Annotated in this window: 26 protein-coding genes; 14 read left to right on the plus strand and 12 right to left on the minus strand. The window is 73.4% G+C overall.

What is annotated here, in order from left to right; translation table 11 throughout:
* Window positions 1-145: 145 nt before the first annotated feature.
* The 8 genes from AB0N90_RS23670 to AB0N90_RS23705 all read right to left on the minus strand — a co-directional run bounded on the left by AB0N90_RS23670 (window position 146) and on the right by AB0N90_RS23705 (window position 7028).
* Window positions 146-1066, minus strand: a complete 921-nt coding sequence (locus tag AB0N90_RS23670; protein ID WP_365199607.1) for an ABC transporter substrate-binding protein — start codon at window positions 1064-1066, stop codon at window positions 146-148.
* A gap of 101 nt (window positions 1067-1167) precedes the next feature.
* A complete protein-coding gene (locus AB0N90_RS23675) occupies window positions 1168-1836 on the minus strand; it encodes an ABC transporter permease (RefSeq protein WP_361682840.1) in 669 nt (222 codons plus the stop codon).
* The gene (locus tag AB0N90_RS23680) at window positions 1833-2486 is read right to left on the minus strand and encodes an ABC transporter permease subunit (protein WP_361682842.1); all 654 of its coding nucleotides are present in this window, start codon (window positions 2484-2486) and stop codon (window positions 1833-1835) included. The genes AB0N90_RS23675 and AB0N90_RS23680 overlap by 4 nt, the downstream gene beginning before the upstream one ends.
* Window positions 2483-3595: an ABC transporter ATP-binding protein gene (locus AB0N90_RS23685; RefSeq protein WP_365199610.1), complete on the minus strand. Its 1113-nt coding sequence runs from the start codon at window positions 3593-3595 to the stop codon at window positions 2483-2485. The genes AB0N90_RS23680 and AB0N90_RS23685 overlap by 4 nt, the downstream gene beginning before the upstream one ends.
* 131 nt (window positions 3596-3726) lie before the next feature.
* Entirely contained in the window at window positions 3727-4134 is a 408-nt protein-coding gene (gene msrB, locus AB0N90_RS23690; RefSeq protein ID WP_111581041.1) for a peptide-methionine (R)-S-oxide reductase MsrB, read from the minus strand.
* Window positions 4135-4147: 13 nt separating this feature from the next.
* On the minus strand, window positions 4148-5539 hold the full coding sequence (murC, locus tag AB0N90_RS23695; RefSeq protein WP_365199612.1) for a UDP-N-acetylmuramate--L-alanine ligase: 1392 nt from the start codon (window positions 5537-5539) through the stop codon (window positions 4148-4150).
* Window positions 5540-5629: 90 nt separating this feature from the next.
* Window positions 5630-6103 (minus strand): indole-3-glycerol phosphate synthase, encoded by a 474-nt coding sequence (locus AB0N90_RS23700; RefSeq protein WP_172427674.1) that lies wholly within the window; start codon window positions 6101-6103, stop codon window positions 5630-5632.
* Window positions 6104-6233: 130 nt separating this feature from the next.
* Entirely contained in the window at window positions 6234-7028 is a 795-nt protein-coding gene (locus tag AB0N90_RS23705; RefSeq protein ID WP_365199615.1) for a pyrimidine reductase family protein, read from the minus strand.
* A 37-nt stretch (window positions 7029-7065) separates the two neighbouring features.
* Here AB0N90_RS23705 and zapE point away from each other — a divergent pair, with 37 nt between their 5' ends.
* From zapE to AB0N90_RS23745, 8 genes are all read left to right on the plus strand, one after another.
* The gene (gene zapE / locus AB0N90_RS23710) at window positions 7066-8169 is read left to right on the plus strand and encodes a cell division protein ZapE (protein WP_365199616.1); all 1104 of its coding nucleotides are present in this window, start codon (window positions 7066-7068) and stop codon (window positions 8167-8169) included.
* 148 nt (window positions 8170-8317) lie between these two features.
* On the plus strand, window positions 8318-8896 hold the full coding sequence (locus AB0N90_RS23715; RefSeq protein WP_365199618.1) for a carbonic anhydrase: 579 nt from the start codon (window positions 8318-8320) through the stop codon (window positions 8894-8896).
* Window positions 8897-8981: 85 nt separating this feature from the next.
* Window positions 8982-9956 carry a slipin family protein gene (locus AB0N90_RS23720; RefSeq protein ID WP_365199620.1) on the plus strand — a complete coding sequence of 325 codons (975 nt, stop codon included), beginning with the start codon at window positions 8982-8984 and terminating at the stop codon, window positions 9954-9956.
* Window positions 9957-9977: 21 nt separating this feature from the next.
* Window positions 9978-10241: a hypothetical protein gene (locus tag AB0N90_RS23725; RefSeq protein ID WP_365199623.1), complete on the plus strand. Its 264-nt coding sequence runs from the start codon at window positions 9978-9980 to the stop codon at window positions 10239-10241.
* Window positions 10238-10591 carry a YbhB/YbcL family Raf kinase inhibitor-like protein gene (locus tag AB0N90_RS23730; RefSeq protein ID WP_365199625.1) on the plus strand — a complete coding sequence of 118 codons (354 nt, stop codon included), beginning with the start codon at window positions 10238-10240 and terminating at the stop codon, window positions 10589-10591. Before AB0N90_RS23725 ends, AB0N90_RS23730 begins: the two co-directional genes overlap by 4 nt.
* Before the next feature lie 72 nt (window positions 10592-10663).
* Window positions 10664-11506, plus strand: coding sequence for a PPK2 family polyphosphate kinase (locus AB0N90_RS23735; RefSeq protein ID WP_365199626.1), 843 nt, complete (start codon window positions 10664-10666; stop codon window positions 11504-11506).
* Between the two features lie 30 nt (window positions 11507-11536).
* Window positions 11537-13099 (plus strand): FAD-dependent oxidoreductase, encoded by a 1563-nt coding sequence (locus tag AB0N90_RS23740; protein WP_365199628.1) that lies wholly within the window; start codon window positions 11537-11539, stop codon window positions 13097-13099.
* A 144-nt stretch (window positions 13100-13243) separates the two neighbouring features.
* Window positions 13244-14098, plus strand: coding sequence for a polysaccharide deacetylase family protein (locus AB0N90_RS23745; protein WP_365199630.1), 855 nt, complete (start codon window positions 13244-13246; stop codon window positions 14096-14098).
* A 3-nt stretch (window positions 14099-14101) separates the two neighbouring features.
* Here AB0N90_RS23745 and AB0N90_RS23750 read toward each other — a convergent pair whose 3' ends face one another.
* Window positions 14102-14773: an ABC transporter gene (locus tag AB0N90_RS23750; protein ID WP_365199632.1), complete on the minus strand. Its 672-nt coding sequence runs from the start codon at window positions 14771-14773 to the stop codon at window positions 14102-14104.
* The gene (locus tag AB0N90_RS23755; protein ID WP_365199633.1) at window positions 14770-15657 is read right to left on the minus strand and encodes an ATP-binding cassette domain-containing protein; all 888 of its coding nucleotides are present in this window, start codon (window positions 15655-15657) and stop codon (window positions 14770-14772) included. Before AB0N90_RS23755 ends, AB0N90_RS23750 begins: the two co-directional genes overlap by 4 nt.
* Before the next feature lie 139 nt (window positions 15658-15796).
* Between AB0N90_RS23755 and AB0N90_RS23760 the strand changes: the two genes are divergently transcribed.
* The 5 genes from AB0N90_RS23760 to AB0N90_RS23780 all read left to right on the plus strand — a co-directional run bounded on the left by AB0N90_RS23760 (window position 15797) and on the right by AB0N90_RS23780 (window position 21894).
* A complete protein-coding gene (locus tag AB0N90_RS23760) occupies window positions 15797-16501 on the plus strand; it encodes a peptidyl-tRNA hydrolase (protein ID WP_365199636.1) in 705 nt (234 codons plus the stop codon).
* Window positions 16502-16574: 73 nt separating this feature from the next.
* Complete coding sequence (locus tag AB0N90_RS23765; protein WP_365200017.1) at window positions 16575-17777, plus strand: MFS transporter; 1203 nt, start codon at window positions 16575-16577, stop codon at window positions 17775-17777.
* A gap of 172 nt (window positions 17778-17949) precedes the next feature.
* Window positions 17950-19254, plus strand: coding sequence for a DUF692 domain-containing protein (locus AB0N90_RS23770; protein WP_365199639.1), 1305 nt, complete (start codon window positions 17950-17952; stop codon window positions 19252-19254).
* 111 nt (window positions 19255-19365) lie between these two features.
* Window positions 19366-20151, plus strand: coding sequence for a TIGR04222 domain-containing membrane protein (locus AB0N90_RS23775; protein ID WP_365199641.1), 786 nt, complete (start codon window positions 19366-19368; stop codon window positions 20149-20151).
* A 108-nt stretch (window positions 20152-20259) separates the two neighbouring features.
* Window positions 20260-21894, plus strand: coding sequence for an alpha/beta hydrolase (locus AB0N90_RS23780; protein ID WP_365199644.1), 1635 nt, complete (start codon window positions 20260-20262; stop codon window positions 21892-21894).
* 3 nt (window positions 21895-21897) lie between these two features.
* Here AB0N90_RS23780 and hemQ read toward each other — a convergent pair whose 3' ends face one another.
* The gene (gene hemQ / locus AB0N90_RS23785; RefSeq protein ID WP_085567088.1) at window positions 21898-22629 is read right to left on the minus strand and encodes a hydrogen peroxide-dependent heme synthase; all 732 of its coding nucleotides are present in this window, start codon (window positions 22627-22629) and stop codon (window positions 21898-21900) included.
* Between the two features lie 5 nt (window positions 22630-22634).
* Window positions 22635-24089, minus strand: a complete 1455-nt coding sequence (hemG, locus tag AB0N90_RS23790) for a protoporphyrinogen oxidase (RefSeq protein ID WP_365199647.1) — start codon at window positions 24087-24089, stop codon at window positions 22635-22637.
* A gap of 89 nt (window positions 24090-24178) precedes the next feature.
* Here hemG and AB0N90_RS23795 point away from each other — a divergent pair, with 89 nt between their 5' ends.
* Window positions 24179-25564, plus strand: coding sequence for an FAD-dependent oxidoreductase (locus AB0N90_RS23795; protein WP_365199649.1), 1386 nt, complete (start codon window positions 24179-24181; stop codon window positions 25562-25564).
* The last annotated feature ends 28 nt before the right edge of the window (window positions 25565-25592 follow it).

The following is a 25592-nucleotide window of genomic DNA, read 5'->3' on the forward strand; positions in this document are numbered from 1 at the left end:
CACAATCCACCCATCCCCCCCCCCCCGTTCTTCTCTACCACTGCCCGGCCGCCCGCCCCCCCCCCGCCCCCCCCCCCCCCCCCCCCGGGGGGGGCGCCGGGGGGGCCCCCCCCCCCCCCCCCCCGCCCTTCGCGTCGGGCCTGCCTCAGTCGAGCCCCGCCGACTTCAGCCACGCCTTCGCCACGTCCAGCGGGTCCTTGTGCTGGAGTTGGACCTGGGTGTCCAGGTCGAGCAGGGTCGTGGTGTCGAGTTTGGCGGAGACCGCGTTCAGGGCGGCGACGCCCTTCTTGGGGAGGGCGGTCCTGGAGACGACGGGCTGGACGTTCTGGAAGCCGAAGAGGTTCTGGGGGTCCTGGAGGACGACGAACTTCTCCTTGGCGATGGTGGGGTCGGTGCTGAAGATGTCGGCGACCTGGACGTCGTTCTTCGCCAGCGCGGTCTGGGTGAGCGTGCCGCCCGCGTCCAGCGCCTTGAAGGACTTGAAGTCCAGGCCGTAGACGGACTTCAGGCCCACCAGGCCCTGCTGCCGGGTCTGGAACTCCGGCGAGCCGCCGATCACCAGATCCCCCGCGACGGCCTTCAGATCGGCGGCGCTGGACCGCGCGGTGAGGTGGTACTTCCGCGCCGTCTCGGCGTTGACCGCCAGGGTGTCCTTGTCCTGCGCCGACGAGGGGTCCAGCAGGGTCAGCCTGGAGGCGAGCTTGGCCTTGATGGCCGCCGTGGTCTCGGCGGCGCTCTTCGGCGTCGCCTTCGGGTCGAGGTAGGCCAGCAACGCCCCGTTGTACTCGGGCAGTACGGCGACGGAGCCGTTCTTCAGCAGACCGTAGGTGGTCTCGCGGCTGCCGATGTTCGGCTTGTACGTGACGTCGATCCCCTTGGCCTTGAGCGCCTCGCCGTAGATGTCGGCGAGCAGGTTGCTCTCGGGGAAGTTGTTGGAGCCGACGACCACACCGCCGGACTTGGCGGAGCAGCCCGCGAGCAGGGCCGTCGCCATCGCGAGCGCGACCGCCGCCGCCGCGCCCCGGCTCCTCCGTATGGACCTGCTGATCTGGGTTGTTGAAGTCACCACTTGATCCAATCCACGGGCTCGACGCCGAGTCAACCGCGCGCCCGGCTCTTGTAACGCATTCTTGATGAAGGGAAACGAAGGGGAATGCGGCCGGCCGCTCAGGTGCCTCGGCGCACACCACGTGACACCGTGGCCCGGGCGGCCGCCCAGAACAGCAGGAGGGTCACCAGGGCGAGCCCGGCGACCAGCGCGGCGCCGCCCACGACCTTCTCGTAGTCGCGCTGGTAGAGGCCGTCGATGATGTAGCGGCCGAGCCCGCCGAGCCCGACGTACGCCGCGATGGTGGCGGTGGAGATGATCTGCACGGCCGCCGTGCGCAGCCCGGAGAGGATCAGCGGCAGCGCCACCGGCACCTCGACCCGGAACAGCACCCGCGCCTCGGACATCCCCATGCCCCGGGCGGCGTCCACCGGGGACGGGTCGACGGTGCGCACCGCCTCGTAGGTGGTGACCAGGATCGGCGGCACGGCGAGCACCACCAGCGGAATCATCACCGGCAGCAGCCCGAGCCCGATCCACAGGACCATCAGCACCAGCAGCCCGAAGCTGGGCAGCGCCCGCCCGGCGGTGGCGATCAGCGCGAGCGCGTTGCCGCCCCGGCCGTAGTGCCCGGTGACCAGGCCGACGGGCAGCCCGATCACGGCGGCGATCAGCAGCGCCTCCAGCGAGTAGCCGATGTGCTCGGCGAGCCGGGTCGGTATGCCGTCGTAGCCGTGCCAGTGGGCGCCGTCGCCGAAGAAGGCGTGGACGAGGTTGAGTACGTTCACCGGGCGGCGCCCTTCCTCGGCATCCAGGGGGTCAGCAGTCGGCGCACGAGGACCAGCAGGGCATCGGCCAGGACGCCCAACACCGCTGTGGTCAGTACCGAGTTGATGGCCAGGTCGGGCCGGTGGTAGGTGTTGGCGTCGTAGAGCATGTTGCCCAGGGCGCCCTGGTTGCCGATGAGCATGCCGACGCTGACCAGGGACAGGCTGGAGATGACCGCCACCCGCAGCCCGGCGATGATCGCCGGTGCGGCGATGGGGAGTTGGACCTGGAGATAGCGGCGCAGCGGGCCAAAGCCCATCGCCTCGGCGGCGGCCAGTGTCTCCTGGGGCACCGAGCGGACGCCGTCCACGATGCCGGGGACCAGCACCACCAGGCTGTAGACCGCGAGCGGGATCATCACCGTGGTCTCGCTCTGCCCGAAGTAGTCGATGAGGACGACGAAGAAGGCGAGCGAGGGAATGGAGTAGAGCACGGTGGTGAGGCCGAGCACGGGCGGGTAGATCCACCGGAAGCGGGCGCACAGCTGGGCGATGGGCAGCGCGACGATCAGCCCGGCCAGCACCGGGATCAGCGCCTCGCGCAGATGCAGTCCGACGAGTCCGAGGTAGCTGTACTGGAGGTCGCTCGGCAGATCGAAGAAGCCGTTCATCGGGCGGCCTTCGCCTCGGCGCCGGCCCGGCCGTGCGCGGCGCGGATCGCCTCCCCGACGGCCTGCTGCGACACGACGCCCACGGCGCGCCCGTCGCCGTCCACCGCGACCGCCCAGCCGGTGGGCGACAGCACGGCGCCGTCCAGGGCGGTGCGCAGCGAGTCGGTGCCGGGCCGGAACGGCCGCCCGTGGTCCAGGAGTCGGTCCCGGTCGAGGGGCGCACCGGACTCGGCCCAGCCGAGCGGCCGGCCGTCGGCGTCGGTGACCAGGAGATAGGGCGCGTCGGCAGCGGCGGCGAGCCGGTCGGCGTCCGCGTCGAGCGGGACGAGCGGCGCGGTCGCGAGCTCCAGCGCGTCGGACGGGAAGAAGGACAGCCGCCGGATGCCCCGGTCGGCGCCGAGGAAGTCCTCCACGAAGGCGTCGGCGGGTGCGCTGAGCAGCTCGGCCGGCGGGGCGAACTGGGCCAGCCGGCCGCCCTCGCGCAGTACGGCGACCATGGTGCCCAGTTTGATCGCCTCGTCGATGTCATGGGTGACGAAGACGATCGTCTTTCCCAACTCGTCCTGGATCCGCAGCAGTTCGTCCTGGAGTCCCTTGCGGACCACGGGGTCGACGGCGGAGAACGGCTCGTCCATCAGCAGCACCGGCGGATCCGCGGCGAGCGCGCGGGCCACCCCGACGCGCTGCTGCTGGCCGCCGGAGAGCTGGTACGGATACCGCTTGGCAAGGGACGCGTCGAGGCCGACCCGCGCCATCAGTTCCGCGGCCCGCCCGCGTGCCTTCTGCTTGCTCCAGCCGAGCAGCCGGGGCACGGTGGCGATGTTGTCGAGGATGGTGCGGTGCTGGAAGAGCCCCGCGTTCTGGATGACGTAACCCATGGAGCGGCGCAGGGAGTTGACCGGCTGCTGCCGGATGTCCGCGCCGTCCAGGAGGATGCTGCCCTCGGTGGGCTCCACCATCCGGTTGATCATCCGCAGGGTCGTCGTCTTGCCGCAGCCGGAGGGCCCGACGAGGACGGTGATCGCGCGGTCCGGTATCTCCAGCGACAGCCGGTCGACCGCGACCGTGCCGTCGTCGTACCGCTTCGTGACTGCATCTATCCGTATCAAAACGCCGAACACCCTTCGGGTCTGACAGCTCTCCGCCCGCCCGCGGCCACGGCACGGCCGACGACGCGCGGGCCGCTGCCGCGAGAGTCTAGACGGCAACGGCCCGGTTCATCCGGCCTGTTCGAGGCGTGTCAGCCCTCCTCGGGCGCCAGCCTCAGGGAGATCGAGTTGATGCAGTACCGCTGGTCGGTGGGGGTCGGATACCCCTCCCCCGCGAAGACATGCCCGAGGTGCGAGCCGCAGCGGGCGCAGCGCACCTCGGTGCGGACCATCCCGTGGGAGCGGTCCTCGATCAGCTCCACGGCGTCGGTGTCCTTCGGGTCGAAGAAGGACGGCCAGCCGCAGTGCGAGGCGAACTTGGTCTCCGAGGTGAACAGCTCGGCCCCGCAGGCGCGGCAGGAGTAGACGCCCTTGGCCGTGGTGTCCGTGTACTCACCGGCGAAGGCGGGCTCGGTCCCGGCCTGGCGCAGCACCGCGTACTCGCCCGGACTCAGCTCCGCGCGCCACTGCTCGTCCGGCTTCTCGATGTCGTACGACATGGGTCTCAGCCCCTTACTGCTGCGACAGGCGGTCCAGGATCAGCGGGCCCAGGTCGGTCACATCGCCCGCGCCCATGGTGAGAACGAGATCACCGGGCCCGGCCATTCCCGCGATCACGGCCGGGATCTCCGCCTTGTCGTGCACGGCGGTGACCTCGGCGTCCGCGGTCCGCGCGGAGTCGATGATCAGCTCGCTGGTGATGCCCGGGATCGGGTCCTCGCGGGCCGGGTAGATGTCCAGGACCACCGAGGCGTCGGCGAGCGCCAGGGCCTGGCCCATCTCCTTGCCCAGTTCCTGGGTGCGGGAGAAGAGGTGCGGCTGGAAGACGACGAGGATCCGGGCGTCCCCGGCGGCGGCCCGCATGGCCTCCAGGTCCGCGGTCATCTCGGTGGGGTGGTGGGCGTAGGAGTCGATCACCTGCACCCCGGCGGCCTCGCCCTTGAGCTGGAGGCGCCGCTTGACCCCGGTGTAGGCGGCGATGGCGGGCGCCAGCTCGGCGGCCGGGATGCCGAGGGCGGCACCGGCGGCGAGCGCGGCGACGGCGTTCAGCGCGTAGTGCCGGCCGGGCACGGAGACCGCGAAGGTCAGTTCCTGGCCGTCGATCACCGCGGTGACCAGGCTCTTCAGGCCCTGCGGGACGATGGCGGTGACCCGGACGTCGGCGTCCGCGGCCTCGCCGTACGTCACTGTCCGCACCGATCCGGCCAGCCGCCGGGTCAGTTCGCGGGCGCCCTCGTGGTCGGCGGAGATCACCAGGGTGCCGCCGGGCACGATCTTCCCGGCGAAGGTCTCGAAGGACTCGTAGATCTCGTCCATCGAGGCGTAGTTGGCGTGGTGGTCCAGCTCGACGTTGAGGACGATCGCGACCTCGGGGGCGTACTTGTGGAAGCTGCGGTCCGATTCGTCCGCCTCGGCCACGAAGATGTCGCCCGCGCCGTGCAGCGCGTTGGAGCCGGGCTCGTCCAGGTCGCCGCCGATGGCGTACGAGGGCTTCAGGCCCAGTTCGCCGAGCGAGACGGCCAGCATCGAGGTGGTGGTCGTCTTGCCGTGCGTGCCGGCCACGGCGATCGGGCGCAGCCCCCGCATCAGCGCGGCCAGCGCGTCCGAGCGGTGCACGACCGGGATGTCCAGCTCGGCGGCGCGGGCCAGCTCCGGGTTGTCCTCGCGGATCGCCGAGGAGACGACGACACAGCTGGCGTCGTCGGCGAGGTGCCCGGCGGCGTGCCCGAGGTGCACGGTGACCCCGAGCGCCCGCAGCGCCGCCGCGGTCGCCGAGTCCTTGGCGTCGCTGCCGGCGACCTCGGCCCCGCGCTGCGCGAGGATCTTCGCGATCCCCGACATCCCGGCGCCGCCGATGCCGATGAAGTGCGGTCGGTCCATGGCGGCAGGAAGGCCGGGTGCCATGTGTTTCTCCCCAGAGACGGTACGAGCTGAAGCGGGGCCTAGCCTATGCGCTCGGCCCCCGCCTTCGGTGAAGCCCCCGCGCCCGAGCGCCTACGCCTTGCTGTGCGAGAACAGCTTCAGCACCGGCACCCCCACCTTGTGCCGGGCCCGGGAGGCCCAGTCCCGGTGGAAGAACTCCTCCACGTAGTGCGGGTCGGTGAGCACGATCACCTCGTCGGCGCCCACCTCCGCCACCATCGCCTTCAGCGCGTCCAGCGGATGGTCCTCGACCAGCCGCCCGTCGGCCACGCTGCCGGAGGCCCGCAGGGCGGTCACGGAGACGTCCAGGGCCTGCCGGCCGACGCTGCGCGCGTCCTCCCCCTCCGGGGTCTCGTGCTCGCGCACCGCCTCGTCCAGCTCGCCGAGCGCGATGTCGTCGATGGCCCGCAGCAGGCGGTCCGCCTGGTCGCCGCGCGGCTGGAGAAGCACATGGAAGGCGACCGGCTCGTCGCCGTGCAAGGTGGTGACGAACTCGACGTCCGCGGACGTCATTGCCTTCTCGATCATCAGAACGCTTGTGAACACCAAACGCCTCTTCTCCTCCGTGGGCCGTGGCCGGACCCTTGCGGAAACCATTTTCCCCCGCGCCTGCACGGGTACTGCGGGTCTAAGTGTGCCCGCCGAAGGCCAAACGGAACGGCAGATTCCGCTGATTTCAGGGCCGACGGTAACGACCGAACAGAAATCCGTCCTCCTCCAGGAGGGACACGAGTTCGAAGCGGCGCGGCACGGCGACCGGCGGTCCCCCGGCGACACGCTGCGCGTCCCCCGCCGTGAGCGTCGGCGAAAGGGTCAGACACAGCTCGTCCAGCACCTCGGCGGCGATCAGCTGGCCGAGCAGCCGGGGCCCGCCCTCGGTGAGCAGCCGGTGGTGGCCGAGCCCGGCGAGGGCGCCTACGGCGCGTGCGGGGTCGACGCCCATGCCCTCACCCGCGACGACCACCCGGGCGCCCGCCTTCTCGGCCGCGGCGACCTTCTCGGGCGCGGCCGCGGCGCCGGTCAGGATCAGCGTGGGCACCAGGGGCGAGGCGAACAGCGGGAGCGAGAAGTCCAGGTCGAGGCTCGCGGTGACGACCGCGATCGCCGGTGCGGGGGCCTGCCCGGCCGCCTCCCGCGCCGCGGCGAACTCCGCCCGCGCGCGGGCCGGGCGGTACCCCTCCTGCCGTACCGTTTCCGCACCGACGACCACGACATCGGCGAGCGCCCGCAGCGTGCCGAAGATCCGCATGTCGGAGGCGCTGGAGATGGGCTGGGAGTGGCCGTCGTGCTGGGCGGCGCCGTCCAGCGAGGACACCATGTTGCCGCGCAGCCAGGGGCGCTGCGCCGGGTAGGCGTAGGCGGTGGCCAGCTCGGCGAGGCTCCACTCGCGGTCGGCGCCCGCGGCGTCCCTTTCGCCCCCGCCAAAAGCCTGGGCTGGTGTTTCGTAGGTCACAGGGAACAGGCGTCGCATGTCGTGCAGTGTGACACGGCGCTTAGCATGGGTAATCGTGTCGTCCTCCACCACCGCCCCCGGATCCAGCGCCCTGACCGAAGCGGGCCCCCTCTCCCTCTGCGAGCGCGAGCCGCACGTCCCCGCGGACCGGCTGGTCGCCGAGATGGTGCCGCCGCCGCGCTTCGACTCGGTCCGCTTCTCGACGTACATACCGGACCCGAACCAGCCCAGCCAGACCGAGGCCGTCACGGTCCTGGAGGGCTTCGCGGCCGGGCTCGGCGGGGCGCACGCCTCCGGCACGGGCCGGCGCGGCTTCCTCGGCTTCGGCCGGGCGAAGGCGCCCAGGACCCCGGCGGGCCCCCGCGGTGTCTACCTCGACGGCGGGTACGGCGTCGGCAAGACCCATCTGCTCGCCTCCCTGTGGCACGCCACCCCCGCCGAGCCCTCCCGCAAGGCGTTCGGCACCTTCGTGGAGCTGACCAACCTTGTCGGCGCCCTCGGCTTCCAGCAGACCGTGCGGACCCTGTCCGAGCACCGGCTGCTGTGCATCGACGAGTTCGAGCTGGACGACCCGGGCGACACGGTGCTCGTCTCGACGCTGCTCGGCAAGCTGGTCGAGGCCGGGGTCGCGCTCGCCGCCACCTCCAACACACTGCCCGGCAAGCTGGGCGAGGGCCGGTTCGCGGCCGCCGACTTCCTGCGCGAGATCCAGGGCCTGTCCGCCCACTTCCGCGCCCTGCGCATCGACGGCGAGGACTACCGCCACCGGGGTCTGCCCGAGGCGCCCGCGCCGTTCACCGACGAACAGGTGACCAAGGCGGCGTACGCCACCGAGGGCGCCTCCCTCGACGACTTCCCGCATCTGCTGGACCACCTGGCCAAGGTGCACCCGAGCCGGTACGGCGCGCTGACCGACGATCTCAGGGCGGTCTGCCTCACCGATGTGCGCCCGGTGCCGGACCAGTCGACGGCGCTGCGCCTGGTGGTGCTCGCGGACCGGCTCTACGACCGCGAGGTCCCGGTCCTGGCGTCCGGACTGCCGTTCGACAAGCTGTTCAGCGAGGAGATGCTGAACGGCGGCTATCGCAAGAAGTACTTCCGCGCGATATCCCGCCTCACCGCGCTCGCCCGGGACGCGAAGGGCCTTGTCGGTTCCTGACCAGAAGGGTCTCGTCGGTTCCTGATCAGGGGGCTCCATCCCCCCATAGGGTGAATTTCCGCCCATGGGGGGCTTTGCCACGCTAATGTCTTTCTTGACCTTCCATTGACCAATGGTTGGCCCGGACGAGAGGCATGGATGGCCCCCTATGCAGCCCCTCATCGACAACGCCCGTAACTTCGGCGACCGCCCCGAGGAGTTCGCCCGGCACGGCGCCGGACAGTCCCCGCAGGTCCTGTTCATCACCTGCTCCGACTCCCGGGTCGTCCCGGCTCTGATCACCGGCGCCCGCCCCGGCCAGCTGTTCGAGCTGCGCACGGCGGGCAACATCGTCCCGCCGCACACCTCCGCCCACCCCACCAGCGAGGCGGCCACCATCGAGTACGCCGTGGAGGTGCTCGGCGTCCGCGACATCGTGGTCTGCGGCCACTCGCACTGCGGCGCCGTCGGCGCGCTGGTGCGGGGCGACGACCTGACGGCCGTACCGGCCGTGCGGGACTGGCTGGCGCATGCCGCACCGCGCCCGTCCGGCGCGGCGGAGGATCCGGAGGTCGCCGAGGCCGTGCAGTGCCATGTACTGACCCAGCTGCTGCGGCTGCGCTCGTACCCGTGCGTGCAGCGAGGCCTCGCCGAGGGCCGGCTGGGGCTGCACGGCTGGTACTACGAGGTGCACACCGGCGCGGTGCGGACCCACCGGGCGGAGACCGACACCTTCGAATCCCTCTGATCCGTCCGGGCCGAATCCCCTGTGGACAAAATAGGCATATCGTTGCATCAACAGGTGAATCAGGCCTCTGGGTGAGGAGGTCGTCATGGTCCAGGAGCTGGTGGGGGCGATCGTCGCGCTGCTCTGCGTCGCCCTGGTGTACACGGGGATGGCGGCCCGCGTGGTCAAGCAGTACGAGCGCGGGGTGCTGTTCCGGCTCGGCCGGGTCGCCGGTGAGGTACGGCCGCCGGGCCTCACGCTGATCATTCCCTTCGTGGACCGGCTGGCGAAGGTCAATATGCAGATCGTCACGCTGCCGATCCCCGCCCAGGAGGGCATCACCCGCGACAACGTGACCGTGCGCGTGGACGCGGTCGTCTACTTCCGGGTGGTCGACGCGACGAGCGCGCTGATCAAGGTCGAGGACTACAAGTTCGCCGTCTCGCAGATGGCGCAGACCTCGCTGCGTTCGATCATCGGCAAGAGCGACCTGGACGATCTGCTCTCCAACCGCGAGCAGCTCAACCAGGGCCTGGAGCTGATGATCGACAGCCCGGCCGTGGGCTGGGGCATCCAGGTGGACCGGGTCGAGATCAAGGACGTCTCACTGCCCGACACGATGAAGCGGTCCATGGCCCGCCAGGCCGAGGCGGACCGGGAGCGCCGGGCCCGGATCATCAACGCCGACGCCGAGCTCCAGGCGTCCAAGAAGCTCGCCGAGGCCGCCCAGCAGATGTCCGGCACCCCGGCCGCGCTCCAACTGCGCCTGCTCCAGACGGTGATGGCCGTATCCGCCGAGAAGAACTCCACCCTGGTCCTGCCGATCCCGGTGGAACTGCTGCACTTCCTGGAGCGCGGCAACCGCCCGGACACACCGCCCGCCGAGGGCGCCGCGCATCAGCCCCAGGAACAGCCTCCCAAGGAGATCACCCCTCAGGAGGCCGCCCCGCGGATCACCCCCGAGGAGACCACCCCGAACGGCGACCGGGCACAGGCCCCCGATCTGAACGGCGCCCCCGGCCCCGAGATCGGCCGCCACCACCTCACGCCGAACCCGGGCGGAGGCCCCCGCCCCGAGTAGCGTGCGGGCATCCGCAAGAGCTTGGCGAGCGCGGCGGTCGTCCTGATCGCCGCCACCGGCTGCGGAGGCGGCACCGGCGACGCGACCGGTGCCGCCTCCCCCACCGGCAGGACGGACACGACGACCCCGGCCGCCGCCCGCCACCTCACGGTGACGAGCACGGCGTACCGCGACGGCGGCACCGTCCCCCGCCGCTTCACCTGCGACGGCGCGGACGTCTCGACCCCGCTCGCCCTCTCCGGGGTGCCCGCGGGCACCCGCTCCCTAGGGCCTGTCCGACCATGACGGTGCGGGATCTCGACGCGCCGGGCGGCACCTTCGCCCACTGGCTGATCTGGGACCTCGACGCGCACACCCGCCGGCTGTCCGCCGGGGCGCACCCGCCGGGCGCCGTCGAGGGCCGCGACAGCTTCGGGAGGACCGGCTACAGCAGCCCCTGCCCGCCGCGCGGCGAGCACCCGCACCGCTACGTCCTCACGGTCTACGCCACCGACCGCCGTCCACCCCTCTCCCCCGGCACCTCCCCCCGAGCGTCCCCCGACGCGTCCTCCCGCGCCTCCCTCGACGACCTGCGGCGCGCCCTGTCCGGCCACACCCTCGCCACCGGCACCCTGATGGGCCGCTACGGACGCTGAACGGCCCCCGGGCTGGCGTGTCGGGCGCCGGGCGACGCACCATCGAAGGACGCCGAGCCGGAAGGGACGCCCGTGGCGAAACGAGATCTGCGGCGGCTGCTGCGCCTGTCACCGGGCGAGCCCGTCGACCTGACGGCCCACGACCCGGCGGCCACCCCGGGCGCCCCCGGCGACAAACAGGCCTCGCTCGCCGACGCCGAGCGCATGGGCGAGGAGCTGGCCGGGCTCCAGGAGCGGCTGTGGGCGGCGGGCACCGCGGGCGACCGGCGCCGGGTACTGCTGGTGCTCCAGGGGATGGACACCAGCGGCAAGGGCGGCACCGTCAAGCAGGTGATCGGCCACCTCAACCCCTCTGGCTGCCGTATCCGGGCCTTCAAGGCACCCACCGCCGAGGAGCTGCGGCACGACTTCCTGTGGCGGGTGCGCCAGGCGCTCCCGGAGCCCGGAGAGATCGGCATCTTCGACCGCTCGCACTACGAGGACGTCCTGGTCGCCCGCGTCCGGCAGCTGGTACCGGCCTCCGTGATCGGCAGCCGCTACGGCCGGATCAACGACTTCGAGCGCGCCCTCACCGAGGACGGCGTGACCGTGATCAAGTGCTTCCTCCAGCTGTCCTACGAGGAGCAGCGCCGCCGGCTGCTGCGCCGCCTCGACCGCCCGGACAAGCGCTGGAAGTTCGCCCCCTCCGACATCGACGAGCGCGCCCTGTGGCCCGCCTACCAGCAGGCGTACGAGCTGGCCCTCGAACACTGCGCCACCCCGCCCTGGTATGTGATCCCCGCCGATCACAAGTGGTACCGGAACTGGGCCGTAGGCCGCCTGCTCCTCGAACACCTGCGGGAGCTGGACCCCGAGTATCCGCAGTCCCCGTTCGATCTGGCCGAGTGCCGGGAGCGGCTGCTGAAGGAGACGTGAGCCGCCTCCGGCCCGGGGTACCCGGCGGCCATGCGCAAGATCACCGAGTCGTACTGGCTGGGCACCGCACCCGGTCCCGCCCACCCCGCCCTCGCCGAGGACATCGAGGCCGACGCGGCCGTGATCGGCGCCGGGACGGCCGGGCTGAGCACCGCATACGAACTGGCCAGGGCCGGGCTGCGGGTCGTCGTACTGGAGGCCGGGCGGGTGGCGGCCGGGGTCACCGGGTACACCACGGCCAAGCTGACCGCCCAGCACACCCTGATCTACGACCGGCTGCGGCACACCCGCGGGCCCGAGGGGGCGCGGCTGTACGCCCGTTCGCAGTCGGAGGCGATCGCGCACGCGGCGGACCTGGTGGCCGAGCTGGGCATCGACTGCGAGTGGGAGACCCGGGACGCGTACACCTACGTACGGGACCCGGAGCGGGTGGACGAGGTGCGGGCGGAGGCGCGGGCCGCGCGGGCGGCGGGCCTGGACGCGTCGTTCACCACGGAGACCGGGCTGCCGTTCCCGGTGGCGGGCGCGGTGCGGGTGCGGGGGCAGGCGCAGTACCACCCGGTGAAATACCTGCGGGCGCTCACCGCGGACCTGATCGCGCGCGGCGGCCGGGTCTACGAGGGGACCCGGGTCGTCGGCCTGGACGAGGGCGGCACCTCCGGACCCTGCCGGCTGACCACCGAGACGGGCCGTACCGTCACCGCCCGGGACGTCGTCGTCGCCACGCACTACCCGGTGTTCGACCGCGCCCTGCTGTTCGCCCGGCTGCATCCGCGCCGTGAACTGGTCGTCGCCGGGCCGCTGGGCGACGGGCCCGACCCCGGGGGCATGTACATCACGCCCGAGGAGAACACCCGTTCGGTGCGTACCGCGCCGCATGACGGCGGGCGGCTGCTCGTGGTCACCGGGGAGCACTTCACGCCCGGGACCGGAGATCCGGGCGCCGCTCTCGACGGGCTCGCCGCGTGGGCCGAGCGGCACTTTCCCGGGGTGCGCCTGGATCACGCCTGGGCCACCCAGGACAACGACGCCACCGACACCGTGCCGCTGGTCGGCCCGCTGCATCCCGGCGCCCGGCACACCTATGTGGCCACGGGCTTCGGCGGCTGGGGCCTGAGCGGCGGCATCATGGCCGGGCTGCTGCTGACCGCGCTGATCACCGGCCGGGACAGCCCCTGGCGGGAGCTGTACGACCCCCGGCGCCTGAAGTCGGTGGTGCGCGAGGCGCCCGCGCTGCTCAGGGCGCAGGCCGAGGTGGCCCGGCACTTCGTCGGCGACCGGCTGAAGCCGCCGGTGGACCTCGACGACCTGGAGCCGGGCGACGGCGCGCTGGTCCGGGCCGGTGAGCAGCGGCTCGCCGTGCACCGCGACGACGCGGGCGCGCTGCACGCCGTCTCGGCCCGCTGCACCCATCTGGGCTGCCTGGTCGCCTTCAACCGCGCCGAACGCGCCTGGGAATGCCCCTGCCACGGCTCCCGTTTCGATGTCGACGGGCGGGTGCTCCAGGGGCCCGCGGTACGGCCGTTGGAGCAGCGGGACCTCGAATCGAGCCCGAGCGTGGCGGCGGACGACCCGGAGCGGGACGCCGAGTGACCCCCGGGGCGCCCTCGGTGTGACATCAGGGGCGCCCCGCCACGACCGTGCGCGCGCCTGGGCCGACCGCCGCGCGGGTGACCGTACCGCCGCGCCACGGAACATATCGCCATACAAACGATCAAACAGTCCTACGTTCGTACGGTGATCCCACTAGTACGCCGTATGACTGCCGTTTGTGCTCTGGGCGCGGCTCTCGCCGCCTGCGGAACCGCGGGCCCCACGGGCAGCACCCGCCCGGCCCCGGTCAAGTCCCCCGTCTCCGCCTCCCCGTCCGCCACCCGTCCGCCCGTGCTCACCCCGGGTCCCGGCGGCCTCACCCCGGTCTTCGAACACGGCCCGCGCGACAAGGGCAAGATCGTGGCGTTCACCTTCGACGCCGACATGACCGCCGACGAGGGGCCCCGCGCGGCCTCCGGCGAGCACTTCGACAACCCCGGTCTGATCGGCGCCCTGCGAACGCTGAAGGTGCCCGCGACCATCTTCATGACCGGCCGGTGGGCCGAGGAGTACCCGGACGAGGCCCGCAGCCTCGGGGGCGACCCGCAGTTCGAGGTCGCCAACCACTCCTTCAGCCACTACGCGTTCACCCCGAGCTGCTACGGGCTGCCGACCATGGACGCGGAACACGGCCGCGCGGACGTCGAGCGGGCCTACACCGCCTTCCGCAAGGCGGGCCTGCGCAACGCGCTGCCGTACCTCCGTTTCCCCGGCGGCTGTTACGACCAGCAGACGCTGCGCACGTTCAGCAAGCTCGGGGTGACCGCGATCCAGTGGGACGTGGTGAGCGGGGACGCGTTCGCCACGGACACCGACGCGGTGGTCAAGCAGGTGCTGGACGGGGTGCGGCCCGGCTCGGTGGTCGTCATGCACTGCACCCGCAGCGCCGCCCCGACCACCGAGCAGGTCGTCCGCACCGTCGTACCGGAGCTGCGCAAGCGCGGCTACACGTTCGTGAAGGTCTCCCAGATGATCGCCGCGAGCCAGGGCCACCGCTGACGCTCAGGGCGTTCTGCGGGCGGTGAGCGCGCAGGCCGCGGCGAAGGCCGCGGCCGCGAGCAGGGCCGCCCCGGCGAGCGGCAGCAGCGGCACCGGCACCCGGCCGGACTGCGAACCGGTGACCAGGCCGCTGACCGCGGCCTGCGCCGGGGAGCCCGCGAGCACCGTCGCCAGCAGCGCGCCCAGCAGCATCGCGGGCACCGCGCGACCGGCGGAGCGCAGCAGCGGCCAGTGGGTGAGCGCGCCGACGGCCGCGCCGAGCAGCGCGCAGGCGTACGCGGCCGCGAGACCGGCCGCGCCGGCGCCCAGGCGATCCACCCTGACCTGGGCGCCGTTGCTCGCCGGATCGCTGATCAGGGTGACGACGAATGTCGCCGCCGTACCGAGGACGGCCGCCGCGAGCAGCGCCGTCAGCAGACAGGCGAGATGCGCCCGCGCGGGTCCGTGCGGCGCGGCCACGACGGCACGGGCGGCGGGCGGCTCCCCGGTGACGCAGATCCGCACCAGCCAGGCCGCGACCGGCAGCAGCCCGGCGGCCGCGTACCCGAGCGAGTCCAGCACCGGCTGCCCGCCCTGCACCCCGACCCCCAGGAACGCGGCGTACAGGATCACCGGAGCCAGCCACCGCTGCGAGCGCAGCAGCAGTTCGACGTGGTAACGCAGGAGTGCGCTCATACCCGGCTCCGGGGGTCGAGGGGTGGCCCGGCGGGGTCGGCGGGGTCTGCGGGTGGTGCGACGCTGACGACATGCCAGGGCGGGCGGGTCGCGAGCAGGGTGCGCAGCAGGACGTCGGAGTGGGAGGCGGGGACGGTCAGCCGGTGGCGGCCGGGGCCGGTCTCCTCGGCGGCGGTGACGAGCCGTGCCGCGTCGGGCGGCAGCTGCCCACCGCCCTGTACGACGATGACGGCGAGCGCCCCGGCAGCCGGACCGCCGCCGCCCGCGGGGGCCTTGAGCCCGCCGTCGATCACGGTGTACGTCGCGTCCGGCGCCCCCGCGAGCCGTCGCGGGTCGTGGTCCACGAAGACGACGGCGCCGCCCGCGGCGGTCCGCTCGGCCACCGCCCGCTCCAGCTCGTCCCGCGCGTCCGCGTCGAGCCCGGTCCACGCCTCGTCCAGGACCAGCAGCTCGGGGTCGGCGAGCAGTGCCTGCGCGACGGCGATCTTCTGGCTGCTGCCCTTGGACAGCCGCGCCATCGGTGTACCGGCGTACGCGGCCGCCCCGAACCGCTCCAGCCAGGCCCCGGCGGCGCGGGCGGCGGACGCGCGGGACAGGCCGTGGACGGTGCCGAGCCGGGTCAGGTATCCGGCGGCCGTGAAGGGCAGCGCGGACGGGAACCGCTCCGGCACATAGGCCGTGCGGGGGCGGCCGGTGATCCGGCCCTCGGTGGGCGCGTCGAGCCGGGCGAGCAGGCGCAGCAGGGTCGACTTCCCGGTGCCGTTCGCCCCCTCTATCCGGGTCAGGGTGCCGGGGGCGATGGTGAGATCGACGCCTCGTAACACCCAGGGGCCGCGGACGCCGTAGCGGCGGCCCACGGCGGTCAGTCGCAGGTCACGGTGCATGGGGCCATTCTTCTTCAGGCGGCCTGCCGGACGGGGAGGGTCCTCGCGACATGGGACGCGCGCCGGTCGTGCACTGTAGGACGTCCATTTCGGGGCGCGCGTTGATCGGCACGCGTGCGGCTTCGTAGGGTGGCCCCTCGTGAGCGATGTTCCGATCCCCGCCGAGAGCCCCCTTCCGTCCCCGCGCGACGAGGCCCCGCAGTACGTGCTGCCCCTCGTCGTCCGCCTCGAACGCGATGCGCCGCCCGCCCGCACCGACGCCCTGGAGACGTCTGCGCGGGCGGTCCTGACGCTGCTCGGCGACGAACGGGCCCTCGGCGACGGCGAGTGGGCCGAGGCCGTACGGAACTGGGAGGACGCCCGGATCCGCAAGGTGGTCCGGCGGGCCCGGGGCGCGGAGTGGCGGCGCGCCGGAACGCTGCCCGGGATCACGGTCACCGGCAGGACGGCGGAGGTACGGGTCTTCCCGCCGATCCCCCTGGACGGCTGGCCCAAGGACCTGGCCAAGCTCCAGGTCTCCGGCACCGAACTGGACGACCCCGAGCCCCCGTCGGACCCCGACCGCACCGCCCCCGTCCTGTGGCTCAACCCGGACCTCGCGATGTCCGCGGGCAAGACCATGGCCCAGACCGGCCACGCCGCCCAACTCGCCTGGTGGGCCCTGCCCGACACGGCCCGCACCGCCTGGCGCACCGCCGGCCACCCCCTCTCCGTCCGCACCGCCACCCCGGCCGAATGGATCCGCCTCACCCACAGCGGACTGCCGTTGGTCCGCGACGCCGGTTTCACGGAGATCGCTCCGGGCTCGTGCACGGTGGTGGCGGATCATCCGGCGTTGCGCTGACATGGGGACCGCGAGCGAGGCATCGAAGACCGAGACACCGAAGGCCGAGGCATCGAAGACCGTCGGCACGCCCCTGAAGATCCCCGCGTTCCGGCGGTTCGTGGCGGCGAATCTGATTTCGGCGACCGGGTCCGCGATGGCGCCGCTCGCGCTCGCGTACTCGGTGATCGAGGAGGGTGGCGGGGCCGGGTCGCTGGGGGTCGTGCTCGCGGTGAACACCGTGCCCACGATCCTGTTCCTGCTCATGGGCGGCCTGTTCGCGGATCGGTGGTCGCGGAGCCGGATCCTGTTCCTGGGGAATCTGGCGGCGGCGGGCGCGCAGGGGGCGCTGGCCGTCACCGTGGCCACGGGGCACGCGACGACGGTGTCGATCGCGGCGTGCGGCTTCGTGTCGGGGACGGCGGCGTCGTTCATCGTGCCGGCCACCCAGGGTGCCGTCGCCCAGATCGTCCCCGAGGAACACCTCCAGCAGGCCAACGCGCTGCTCCGGCTGCCGAGCAACGCGGTGAAGGTGCTGGGCCCGGTCGTCGGCGGCTTCGTCGTCGCCCTCAGCGGCGCGGCCTGGGCGCTGGCCTGGGACGCCTGCACCTTCGCCGTCGCGGCCGTCCTGCTGCTGGGCCTGCGCCTGGCCGTGCCGCCCGCCGCGCCCGGCGGTGTCCTGGCCGACCTGCGGGCCGGCTGGACGGGGTTCCGGTCCCGTACCTGGCTGTGGACCTACACCGCCGCCGGGACCGTCCTCGTCGCCGCGTGGCTGGCCGGCTTCCAGCTCCTCGGTCCGCTCGTCGCCGCCCACCGGTACGCCGGGGCGCGCGACTGGGGCCTGGTCCAGGCGGCCTTCTCCTGCGGGCTGCTGGCGGGGACCCTGGTGTGTCTGCGGTGGCGGCCGTACCGGCTGCTCGCGGTCGCGGTCGTCGCGGGCGGCGGGCTCGCGCTGCCGCTGGCGGCCATGGCCTGGGGCCTGCCGCTGCCGCTCGTCCTCGTGGCCGCGCTCCTGGCGGGGGTCGGGCTCGATGTCGCGATCGTCGCCTGGACCACCGCGTTCCAGCAGCATGTGCCCGCGGCGGAGCAGGGCCGGATGAGCGCGTTCAACGGTGTCGGCGAACGGCTCGCCATCCCCCTCGGCTATCTCATCACCGCCCTCGCGGTGCACGCGTGGAGCAGCCAGGGGGTGCTCCTGGCCTGCGCCGCGCTGATCGTCGCGGCGACCGTGCTCAACCTCTGCGTCCCGGATCTGCACCGCGTCAACCGCGTCCGCCGGGAGGCCGACCCGGCCTGAGGCCCGGCGAGGAGCTTCGCGCGCGGCCCGGCCTGAAACCCGGTTCGAAGCCCGGCCCAAAACCCGGCGCGAACCTCAAATGTTGCTCTGAAGGCGGCCGGGAGGGGGTTCGGGGCCGGGCGCCGGGGTCATGTACGACGCGTGCGCCGGGGGGCGAGGAGGGGGACAGGTCATGGGGAGACTGGGGACGGGCATCGGCTGGCGGCCGGAGATCGCGGAGGCCGTGGAGCGGATGCCCGGGATCGACTGGGTGGAGGTCGTGGCGGAGAACGTCTGCCCCGGCCATCTCCCCGAGTCGCTGGGGCGGTTGCGGGCGCGCGGGGTGACCGTGGTGCCGCACGGTGTCTCCCTCGGCCTCGGCGGCGCGCAGCGACCCGACGCCGGCCGGCTCACGGCGCTCGCCGAACGCGCTCAGGCGCTCGGGTCGCCGCTGGTCACCGAGCACATCGCGTTCGTCCGAGCGGGCGGCGCGCTCACCGCGTCGCCACTGCTGGAGGCCGGCCATCTGCTGCCCGTGCCGCGCACCCGGGACGCGCTGGACGTGCTCTGCGAGAACGTGCGCATCGCCCAGGACGCGCTGCCGGTGCCGCTCGCCGTGGAGAACATCGCCGCGCTGTTCTCCTGGCCGGACGAGGAGCTGACCGAGGGGCAGTTCCTGTACGAGCTGGCCGAGCGGACCGGCGTACGGCTGCTGATCGACGTGGCCAACCTGCACACCAACCACGTCAACCGCGGCGAGGACCCGGCCGAGGCGCTGGCCGGGCTGCCGCTGGAGGCGATCGCCTACGTCCATGTCGCGGGCGGCGTCGAGCGCGACGGCGTGTGGCACGACAGCCACGCGCACCCGGTGCCGGACGCGGTGCTCGGCATCCTGGCCGACCTCGCCGCCCGTGCCGCCCCGCCCGGCGTCCTGCTGGAACGCGACGAGAACTTCCCCGAACCGGCCGAGCTGGAGCGGGAGTTGCAGGCGATCCGGAAGGTGGTGGAGGGCGGCCGGCAGGGGGATGCGGAGGTGCGGCCCGTCTCACCGGTGCGCACGGACTCCGGCGACACCGGGGGCGCCCGGCAGCGGCTCGGGGTCGCGCAGGCCGCCGTACTGTCCTCGCTGGTGGCCAGGACGCCCGTGCCCGAGGGGTTCGACCGGGTACGGCTGGGGGTGCAGGCGCGGGCGCTCGCGGCGAAGCGGGCGGACGTGGTGGCGAAGGTGGCGCCGGAACTGCCGGTGCTGCTGGGGGCGTCGTACCGGGAGGCGTTCCTGGAGTACGCGCGGGCACGGCCGATGCGCGGGGGATACCGGCGGGACGCGCTGGACTTCGCCCAGTTCCTGCTGGACGGAAAGCGGACGGGCCTCCCGAGGCGGGAGCTGCGCGAGTGGTGGCTGGACCGCTCCGGCCCGGCCCCGCGGGGGCGGGTGGCGCGGGCGGCGCGCAGGGTGTTGCTGGGGCGCGTCCGAAGCGCGCCGCCCGTACGCGCCTGAAACACCCCGCCCGTACGCGCCTGAGCACCTCATCCGCATGCGCCTGAAGCACGCCGTCCGTATGTGAAAAATCCTGGCGGCCGCCCCCACCCCTGACATACAAAGCACCTCATGTTCTGGCTCCTCCTCCTGCTCCTCGCCTGGGTGTTCACCGGCACGGCCTGCGTCCGTCTCTGTCTCGCGGCGATGCGCGCCGCGGCCGCGGACCCGGGCCCGGATCCCGGAGGAGTGGCCGGAGGCCATGATCTGACCCTGTACGAGGCCGCGTTCCTGTCCGGCGGACCCCAGCGCGTCGCCGATGTCACCCTCCTGTCGATGGCCCGCCAGCGGCGCCTGCACCTCGCCCACACCGGCTGGGCCACCGTCGTCGACCCGCTCGGCCGGGACGAGATCGAGCGGTCCGTCATAGGGGCGATCGGCCCCGACGGCCAGTCCCGCATCGCGCCCGTGCGGACCCGCGCCGCCCACACCGACGCCGTACGACGCCTCGCCGACCGCCTCGTGCGCAGCGGCCTCGCCGTCCCGGACGCCGCGGGCCCCACCATCGCGGCGGCCGTGCGCCAGGTCCGCGCCGCCGCGCTCGCCGTGGCGGTCCTCGCCGTCGCCGCGCTGCTGATGCCGATCCAGGCCGACACCTCACGGCTGATGGTCGGCCTGTGGTTCCTGCTGCCGTTCACGCTGTCGCTGAGCTGTCTGGCCATCGCCCGCTTCGAGGTGCACCCGTACTCGCCGTGGGCCTCCGCCGCCGGGCAGCGCGTGCTGGGCGCGCTGCGGCGGCGGCGCTCCGGTGACGAGCCGTCGTTCCTCACCGCCGTCGCGCTGCGCGGCATCCGCGCGATCGGCGAACCGGAGCTGCGCGCGGCCTTCGCCCACCGCGACGCGCCACACCGGGAGTAGGGGGCGCATCGGGGCACGCGCGCCGACACCCGCCGGGCGGTGCTTGCCTTCCCCGGCGGGGGAACGAAACATCCCTGGTGTCCGCCTCGGTGACCGAAGGGATGCCGGATGAAAGCCGTCGCCGTCTGCTCGGCCGCCGTCTCGCTGCTGCTGACCACCCTGGCCACCGCCCCGGTGGACGCCACGCCGACCGTCCCCGCCGCGCCGAGCCTCCCCGGCGTGCCGTTCCCCTCCGGCGCCGCCGAACTCCGCGGCACCGTCGTCGCCGCCCTCCGCGCCCGCGCCACCGGCCCGCACTACGGCACCTGCGACCCCGCCGAGGTGCCACCGGTCGCCCACTCCCCCGCCGGACTGCGCTGCGGCACCGTCTCCGTGCCCCTCGACTACGCCCACCCCGACGGCAAGCAGATCGCGCTCACCGTCAGCCGGGCCCCCGCCACCGGCAAGGACGGCAAGCGGAAGGTCCCCCGGCAGGGCGCCCTCGTCTACGACCCGGGCGGCCCCGGCGCCTCCGGCATGTACTTCGCGCTGGCCGGCACCCTGCCCGTCTGGAAGCGGATCGCCGCCGCGTACGACCTGGTCGGCTACGCACCGCGCGGGGTGGGCCGCTCCGCGCCGCTGTCCTGCGAGGACCCGAAGCAGTTCGGCAAGGCGCCCACGCTCGCGCCGACGCACCCCTCCGCGTCGTACAAACGCGAGCGCGTGGCGGAGGCGAAGGCGTACGCCCGCGGCTGCGCCCGGCGTTCGGGCCCCGGGCTGCGGTTCTTCAACTCCCTGAACAACGCACGGGACCTGGAGGTCCTGCGGGCCGCGCTGGGCGAGGACCGGCTGACGTTCCTGGGCGCGTCGTACGGCACGTACTACGGCTCGTTGTACGCGGCGATGTTCCCCTCCCATGTCCGCCGGATGGTGCTGGACGCGGCGGTGAACCCGGATCCGGAGCGGATCTGGTACCGCGGCAACCTCGACCAGTCGGCCGCGTTCGAGAAGCGCTGGGCGGACGTGCGGGACTGGATCGCCCGGCACGACGATGTGTACCGGCTCGGCGCCACACCGCGGAAGGTGCAGGGGAGTTACGACACCGCCGCCGCGCGGCTCGCCCGGAGACCGGCGGGCGGGAAGGTCGGGCCCGGCCAGCTGCAGAACGCGTTCCTGACGGCCGGGTACTACGACACCTACTGGCCGAGCCGGGCCGCCGCCCTCTCCGCCTATCTGCACGGCGACCCGAAGCCGCTGGTCCACCTGGCCGCGCCGGACCCCGCGTCGGCGGCCGCGGCGGAGAACGGCACCGCCGTGTACACGGCCGTCGAGTGCAATGACGCGCCCTGGCCCACGAGTTGGGCGGTGTGGGACCGGGACAACACCCGGCTGGCCCGCGTCGCGCCGTTCGAGACCTGGGACAACGCGTGGATGAACCTGCCCTGCGCGTACTGGCCCGAGCCCCGGCAGCGGCCCCTGGACGTGCGCACCGCGCCCGGCGCGCTGCCCCCGGTGCTGATCCTGGCGGCCGAACGGGACGCGGCCGCGCCGTACTCGGGGGCCCTGGAGATGAACCGGCGGCTGGCCGGCTCCCTGCTGGTGACCGAGCGCGGCGCGGGCACGCACGGCATCGGCGGCGGCCCCAACAAATGCGTCAACGCCTATCTGGACGACTATCTGCTGACGGGACGCCTCCCGGCGCGGAACGCGTCCTGCGCGCCCCGCGCCGAACCCGTCCCCGGCCGGGGACGGACGGCGGGCTGAGCCTTACGCCAGCCCCGCCACCAGGTCCGCCACGTCCTTGCGGCGGCCCGTGTAGAACGGGACCTCCTCGCGGACGTGCATCCGGGCCTCGGAGCCGCGCAGATGGCGCATGAGGTCGACGATGCGGGACAGGTCGTTCGCCTCGAAGGCGAGGATCCACTCGTAGTCGCCCAGCGAGAACGAGGCGACCGTGTTGGCGCGCACGTCCGGGTAGCCGCGGGCCATCTTGCCGTGGTCGGCGAGCATCCGGCGGCGGTCCTCGTCGGGCAGCAGGTACCAGTCGTACGAGCGCACGAAGGGGTAGACGCTCACATAGTCGCGGGGCGTCTCGTCGGCGAGGAACGCCGGGATGTGCGAGCGGTTGAACTCTGCCGGGCGGTGCAGCGCCATGTTGGACCACACCGGCTCCAGCGCGCGGCCCAGCTTGGTGCGGCGGAAGAGGCTGTACGCCTCCTGGAGCTGGTCGCTGGTCTCCGCGTGCCACCAGATCATCACATCGGCGTCGGCCCGCATACCGGACAGGTCGTACGTGCCGCGGATCGTCACGTCCTTGGCGGCGAGCTGGTCGAACAGCTCCTGGACCTCGTCGGCGTAACCCGCGCGGTCGGCCGGCAGCACGTCCTTCAGCTTGAAGACCGACCACAGGGTGTAGCGGATGACATCGTTCAGGTCCTTGGCCAGCTTGCCCTTGTTGGGGATCCTGCCGGACTCGGTGGTGGGGGCGTCGTCACTCATGGTTCCTATTCTCCTGCTCCGCCGTGAAGGCTCTGCACCGGGTGGGCCGTCAGCTCCTCGACCCCGCGCAGATCACCGGACAGCTGGTCGACGGCCGCGTTCGCGCTCGCGACACACGCGGGGATGCCCACGCCGTCGTACTGCGCGCCGCAGACCGCGAGGCCCGGAAGCTTGGCGATGTGTTCGCGGATCCGGGCCACCCGGCCGTGGTGCCCGACCGGGTACTGCGGCAGCCCGTCGGTCCAGCGGGTGACCCGGGTCTCGACCGGCGCGGCCTCGATGCCGACGGCCTCGCGGAGGTCGTCCCGGGAGACCTCCACCAGGTCGGCGTCGTCCCGGCCGAGGACCGCCGTCTCGCCGTACCGCCCCACCGAGGTGCGCAGCACGACCGTGTCCGGGTCCTGCTCGGCGATCCAGCCCCACTTCTGGGAGGCGAACGTGGCGGCCTTGATGGTGCGTCCGTCGACCGGCGGCACCAGGAAGCCGCTGCCCTCGGGCAGGTCCAGGTCGGCGCGCCGGTAGGCGAGGGTGATCAGGGCCATCGAGGCGTACTCGACGGCGGCCAGTTCGGCGGCGGCGGCCGGGGACTCGGGGCGCAGCAGCCGGGCGGCGGCCGGGGCGGGTACGGCGACCACCACGGCGTCGGCGTGCAGTTGCCGCCCGGCCGCGGTGATCCGCCAGCCGCCCGCGGGGTCCCGGCGCAGCTCGGTGACGGGGGCCCCGGTGCGGATCTCGCCGCCGCGCGCCCGGACGGACTCGGCGACCGCGAGCGGCAGGGTGCCCACGCCGCCCTCGATGCCCATGAACACGGGCCCGGTCTGCTGGGCGGCGGCGGCCCTGGCCTGGATCTCGCGGACGCCCTCGGTCAGGGAGGCGTGTGCGCGGGCGGCCTGGAAGAGCTGGGGGACGGCGGAGCGCATCGAGATGCGGTACGCGTCGCCCGCGTACACCCCGCCGAGCAGGGGTTCGACGAGGCGGTCCACGACCTCGCGGCCCAGGCGCGCCGCCACGTACTCGCCCACCGCCACGTCGTCGCCGACCTCGGTGCGGGGCAGCACGGCGTCCTGTTCGATGCGGGCCAGGCCGTCCTGGGACAGGACACCGGCGAGGGCGGCGGCGGTGCCGGGCACGCCCATCACGTGGCCCTTGGGCATGGGGCGCAGGGCGCCGCGGGTCCAGATCGCGGCGCTCGCGATCGCCGGGGTCCTGAGCCGGGCGTCGAGGCCGGCCTCGCGGGCGAGGGCCACGGCCTCGGGGCGGCGGGCGAGCATCGACTCGGCGCCGAGGTCGACCCGGACGCCCGCGATCTCGCCGGGCAGCAGCTTGCCGCCGACCCGGTCGGACGCTTCGAGGACCGTCACCCGCGCGCCGCGCTCCAGCAGCCGGTGGGCGGCGGCCAGACCGGCGACACCGGCTCCGATGACGACGGCGTGCCCCGAACTCGTACCCGTTGCGCTCATGGCCCCCACTCTCTCAGACCCCACTGACAGCGCCGATAGGGCCGTAGGTCCCGCACCCGCGCGGCGGCCCGGACCTCTAGCGTGTCCTCATGAGCATGCATCAGGGGCGGGAGCGGCTGGTCGTCGTCGGCGGGGACGCGGCGGGCATGTCGGCGGCGTCGCAGGCGCGGCGGCAGAAGGGGCCCGAGGAGCTGGAGATCGTGGCGTTCGAGCGCGGTCACTTCACCTCGTTCTCGGCGTGCGGCATCCCCTACTGGGTGGGCGGCGCGGTCCCCGAGCGGGACGACCTGATCGCCCGCACCCCCGAGGAGCACCGCGCCCGGGGCATCGACCTGCGGCTGCGTACCGAGGTCACCAAGCTCGACGTGGCGGGGCAGCGGGTACGCGCGCGGGACGTGGATTCCGGCGCCGAGTCCTGGACGTCGTACGACAAGCTGGTGATCGCCACGGGGGCCCGTCCGGTCCGCCCGGAGCTGCCGGGCGCGGACGCCCCCGGGGTGCACGGCGTGCAGACCCTGGACGACGGGCAGGCGCTGATCGACACGCTGACCCGGGCGAAGGGCCGGCGCGCGGTGGTCGTCGGCGCCGGGTACATCGGCGTGGAGATGGCCGAGGCGCTGATCGACCGGGGCTTCGAGGTGACGGTCGTCAACCGCGGCGAGCAGCCGATGTCGACCCTCGATCCGGACATGGGCCGCCTGGTCCACCGCGCCATGGAGGGCCTCGGCATCGCCATGGTGAACGGCACCGAGGTCACCGAGATCCGCACCGGCGAGGACGGCCGGGTCCGCGCGGTGGCCACCCGGCACGCCGAGTACCCGGCCGACGTGGTGGTCCTCGGTATCGGCGTCCGCCCCGAGACCGCCCTCGCGCGCGCCGCCGGTCTGCCGCTCGGCGCCCACGGCGGGCTGCTCACCGACCTGGCCATGCGGGTGCGCGGCCACGAGAACATCTGGGCGGGCGGCGACTGCGTGCAGGTGCTGAACCTGGTCTCGGGCCAGGAGCAGTACGTCCCGCTGGGCACCCACGCCAACAAGCACGGCCAGGTCATCGGCAGCAACGCGGGCGGCGGCTACGCGACCTTCCCTGGCGTGGTCGGTACGGCGGTCAGCAAGGTCTGCGACCTGGAGATCGCCCGCACCGGGCTGCGCGAGAAGGACGCGCGCCGGGTGGGCCTGGAGTTCGAGGCGGTCACCATCGAGTCGACCAGCCGGGCCGGCTACTACCCGGGTGCCTCCCCGATGACCGTCAAGATGCTCGCCGAACGCCGCACCGGACGGCTCCTCGGTGTGCAGATCGTGGGGCGGGAGGGGGCGGCCAAGCGGGTGGACATCGCGGCGGTGGCGCTGACCGCGCGGCTGACGGTGGAGCAGATGACCGCCCTGGACCTCGGCTACGCGCCGCCGTTCTCACCGGTGTGGGACCCGGTCCTGGTCGCCGCGCGCAAGGCGGCGGGGAAGGTGCGCGGGAGCTGACCGGCACACGGCCGCCCGCCGGGTCCAC

It is taken from the genome of Streptomyces sp. NPDC093018 (assembly GCF_040684035.1).
GTDB lineage: Bacteria > Actinomycetota > Actinomycetes > Streptomycetales > Streptomycetaceae > Streptomyces > Streptomyces murinus.

Excerpts from the sequence above, each read along its gene's own strand:
- AB0N90_RS23680 (WP_361682842.1), bottom strand. The coding sequence starts at position 2,486 with ATGAACGGCTTCTTCGATCTGCCGAGCGACCTCCAGTACAGCTACCTC.
- msrB (WP_111581041.1), bottom strand. The coding sequence starts at position 4,134 with ATGTCGTACGACATCGAGAAGCCGGACGAGCAGTGGCGCGCGGAGCTG.
- murC (WP_365199612.1), bottom strand. The coding sequence starts at position 5,539 with ATGGCACCCGGCCTTCCTGCCGCCATGGACCGACCGCACTTCATCGGC.
- AB0N90_RS23705 (WP_365199615.1), bottom strand. The coding sequence starts at position 7,028 with ATGCGACGCCTGTTCCCTGTGACCTACGAAACACCAGCCCAGGCTTTT.
- AB0N90_RS23715 (WP_365199618.1), top strand. The coding sequence starts at position 8,318 with ATGCAGCCCCTCATCGACAACGCCCGTAACTTCGGCGACCGCCCCGAG.
- AB0N90_RS23720 (WP_365199620.1), top strand. The coding sequence starts at position 8,982 with ATGGTCCAGGAGCTGGTGGGGGCGATCGTCGCGCTGCTCTGCGTCGCC.
- AB0N90_RS23730 (WP_365199625.1), top strand. The coding sequence starts at position 10,238 with ATGACGGTGCGGGATCTCGACGCGCCGGGCGGCACCTTCGCCCACTGG.
- AB0N90_RS23740 (WP_365199628.1), top strand. The coding sequence starts at position 11,537 with ATGCGCAAGATCACCGAGTCGTACTGGCTGGGCACCGCACCCGGTCCC.
- AB0N90_RS23750 (WP_365199632.1), bottom strand. The coding sequence starts at position 14,773 with ATGAGCGCACTCCTGCGTTACCACGTCGAACTGCTGCTGCGCTCGCAG.
- AB0N90_RS23755 (WP_365199633.1), bottom strand. The coding sequence starts at position 15,657 with ATGCACCGTGACCTGCGACTGACCGCCGTGGGCCGCCGCTACGGCGTC.
- AB0N90_RS23770 (WP_365199639.1), top strand. The coding sequence starts at position 17,950 with ATGGGGAGACTGGGGACGGGCATCGGCTGGCGGCCGGAGATCGCGGAG.
- AB0N90_RS23775 (WP_365199641.1), top strand. The coding sequence starts at position 19,366 with ATGTTCTGGCTCCTCCTCCTGCTCCTCGCCTGGGTGTTCACCGGCACG.
- AB0N90_RS23780 (WP_365199644.1), top strand. The coding sequence starts at position 20,260 with ATGAAAGCCGTCGCCGTCTGCTCGGCCGCCGTCTCGCTGCTGCTGACC.
- hemQ (WP_085567088.1), bottom strand. The coding sequence starts at position 22,629 with ATGAGTGACGACGCCCCCACCACCGAGTCCGGCAGGATCCCCAACAAG.
- hemG (WP_365199647.1), bottom strand. The coding sequence starts at position 24,089 with ATGAGCGCAACGGGTACGAGTTCGGGGCACGCCGTCGTCATCGGAGCC.
- AB0N90_RS23795 (WP_365199649.1), top strand. The coding sequence starts at position 24,179 with ATGAGCATGCATCAGGGGCGGGAGCGGCTGGTCGTCGTCGGCGGGGAC.